The sequence below is a fragment of the Kordiimonas sediminis genome (assembly GCF_014656395.1).
In the GTDB taxonomy this organism is placed as follows: Bacteria; Pseudomonadota; Alphaproteobacteria; order Sphingomonadales; family Kordiimonadaceae; genus Kordiimonas_A; species Kordiimonas_A sediminis.
In genome coordinates this window covers 1-3,245 of the sequence record NZ_BNCI01000006.1, presented here as the reverse complement: position 1 = coordinate 3,245, position 3,245 = coordinate 1, and the positions used below count along the sequence as shown (strand labels likewise).

Sequence of the window (3,245 nt, the reverse complement as noted above, 5' to 3'; positions counted from 1 at the left end):
GATACGGGAAAACAAGCCAGAGCGGATAAGTGTTCGGGACTTGCAGCGTACAAGTGGCCTGTCTGCGCTTGGCAATGCCGAAAGCATCACAGATACCTGTCTGGAGCTTATGGGCCACGCCTGGCTGCAGCCAGCTTTTACACGGCGGGGGGAAAGTCACGGCAGAGCCGCTAAAGCATTCACAGTCAACCCGGCTGTGTTCATATAGCCCTGACAATAATGACATTAGTGACATTAGCCATACCTAATGGCCCTAATGTCACTAATGTCAGAAATGTCATCACCAGATCAGTCAAAAGAGTCACAAGGCTAACTGTACTATTTTTAATTTAGTTTACTGTTAGCTGGACCCAACCTTCTGTCGATGATTAGAGCCAACAAAACTGCAAAATATAATCAGTCACAATTAATACAGGTGTCTCAATTCTTATATTATACTTCTGATTCTACGTATAAGTCTCTCTTTGGCATTGCTGCTTAAATCACTCAATTCATTTTCTACAATACGGTTCGCTTCACCCTGATCCCCATCAAAAGCGGCTAGCAATGCTTGCGCCTTTGCCTTTATAGTGGTGTGCCCACTTGTTGCCCCCGCATTAGAAAGCATGCTAAGACTTTCAGAAATTAGGTTACGGTTCATATCCTGAACCGCCATATCAAGTTTAGTCAACACAGGGTAAGCTACGTCACTATACTCTCTTATTGCTTCATCAATATTTCTATATGCTTGCTGTTTGTCCCCAAACTTGTGCTCATAAATTGCAGCTAAACTAGAATGAATTTCTTTGCCTCTTGCTCCGCCGACTTTCTCAAGCGATTCAAGTATTTTATGTAGTTTCTCCTGTTTTTGCTCTTGACCTGGTGCATACAACAAACATTGGAAATATGCTTGAGCTATAAACGGGTTAGAAGGATATCTCAAATAGTTTTCTTCTGCTAAAGAAAGGCCTTGCTCGTAGTCCTCAATTGATACCAGAATAAAAACCACTTCTCTCCGCGCACGCTGTTCGGTGCGGACGTGGTTCATAGCTCTTCTATACCGGACTAATGCGTCATCATATCTGCGTTTCTGTCTATAATAAAACCCAAAAAGAAAATCATGTTCCGGTCCTGAAATCTTTTGTACTTCAGATGTAAATCGTGGATCTTTTAATCGTGCCAAAGACTGACAAAGGTAATATAAGATATCTTGACGAGTATGCTCATCATAATAATTTGAATTCTGCATTACTCGATCTGCAAGTTGTACAACTTCCTTATATGACTTTTCAAAGTATAGATCTCTCATAGACTGCAGGAAATGTGCCGGGATCATCATACTCTCAGGCAGATTCACATGCATCACGAGTGCCTGTTTTACGGCAATATGGTATTCTGAAACATCAAACTCTTCTGTAGAGTAGTTTCGTGCAAAGTGTTTCACGAATTTATGTAGTGCAGAGTGATACTCTGAAGTCATGTGAGTACGATCTCTCACAACAGCATCTCTAATTACTTCATTGATGCGAAAGTATTGACCAGACCCGCCAATCGGCTCGCAAACGCTATCTGCTACAAATCGGTCAATATAATCAGTTAATGGGAGATTTATTTCTTCTGCAATTTGCTGGGTGAAATCCAGGGAAACAAATTCAAATGAAGCGAGAAACCTAAGAAAGGCGAGCACCGGTTCTTCATCTTCATACTGCCTCAGGAAAATGCTTGCTTTGTAAGTTGAAAAAGACACAATTTCATGTGATCGCTGAAATGCTCCTCGAACTCCTAATTCTTTTATGAGAGTAGCAGCATAGGTGACTTGTTCCGGGAAGCCCTTTAATAACGGAATGAAATTTTCATACACCTGATTGGTTAGTTCAACATCTAAGTATTGACAATAACGCTTAAAAAGCCCTGCTCTTTCTGCCTGCTGAAGCTCTGGCAGCTCAATAAAGTACAAACGGTCATCCCGTATGTACTTATATTTTGCTGCTTTTGCTGAGGTGGCCACACACAATCCAATTTGTTTATGTTCCACTTTCTCAATAGTATTCATAAACCACGGCGCAATATCTCGGTCGTATCGTACTATGCAGTAATGATCATCAATAAGAAGTATTTCATGGCTACAAATTATATCGTCAATTAACTTTGCACATAGTGTCTCTTTGTCAGCAGTGGTTCTAGATAGAAGATTTGATGTGTCTATATCATCAGATAAATTTAGGTCACTTAATTTTAAGATAAACCCTTCTATGTTGTCGTCTCTATTGAGGTCTATTCTAATTGGTTCATATGTTTCTCGCGTAACATTAGCCTTTGCAAGTGCGCGTCGTAACAAGCTTTTTCTGCCTATTTCTCGCAATCCGGATGTAAATACCACCAAGGGAGGTGCTTTTGAAAAGTCATCAATTCTCTGCTCGAAATCATCTATATATTTATTTCTTCCTACAAAGATTTGGTCACGCTTCTTTAGCATCGGGTGAGAATTCCATGACGCCTCAATCATTCTTTCTTTAATGCGTTTCGCCGCTAATGTTGGCTTGGTAATTGGACGCAAGTTATAGTTCTCCCTGATCCATTCAGGAATTCTCTCATCTTGATAGGTGATAGCTCTATCTATCACAATTGGGAAAATTCTTTTCAGTGCGCCATTTTCTAATCGCAATTTAGCTTCTGAGATCTCTCTTGCAACCCATTCAGAGCTTAGCGAATTTTCTGACAGAAAAAGCACGAAGATATCTGACCTATTCAGTGCATTAATGATCTCTTCAAAATTTCCTTTGCCTTCTTCAAAGGTCATTTCATCATATTCGATATTTGGAGATAATTTTTCCGCAACTTTGGAGACATAATGATTTTTATCTAAACTACTATGTGACAAGAAACACTTCACACCCTACCCCCATCTATTGTTTCGCTTTCGCACTTTAAAAAGTACACTAGCACTTCTTTCCTGCTACCCAACTGACATCACTATACTTACTAATACTCTCCTGCCAAGAACGATCTTCTAATAGGCTGACTGTCCTGATCTATTAAGATTAATACGTTGCAACCCAAGCTCCCCTTATGCTCCCCTGGCAGGCTCGAATTCTTCGAGTGCAAACAGGAAAAGCCAGCTAACACGTTGTGTTAACTGGCTTTAAATTGGTTGCGGGAGTAGGATTTACCGTTGCGGGCGCTTCGCGCTCCTCACGTTGCCGTTGGCCGAACCTTGTACGGTTCAAAGCTTCTAACACAGCGCATATAAGTAAAAAGCGCCCCGT

General features: G+C 40.9%; 2 protein-coding genes. One reads left to right on the top strand and one right to left on the bottom strand.

All coding sequences use genetic code 11. From position 1 onward, the window contains the following. Nucleotides 1-208, top strand: a 208-nt coding sequence (locus IE181_RS14505; RefSeq protein WP_191254330.1) for a hypothetical protein, incomplete at its 5' end; no start/stop codon positions are given. Nucleotides 209-427: 219 nt separating this feature from the next. On the opposite strand, the gene IE181_RS14500 is transcribed toward IE181_RS14505, so the two are convergent. Then, nucleotides 428-2,872, bottom strand: coding sequence for a toll/interleukin-1 receptor domain-containing protein (locus tag IE181_RS14500; RefSeq protein WP_191254329.1), 2,445 nt, complete (start codon nucleotides 2,870-2,872; stop codon nucleotides 428-430). Nucleotides 2,873-3,245: the final 373 nt, after the last annotated feature.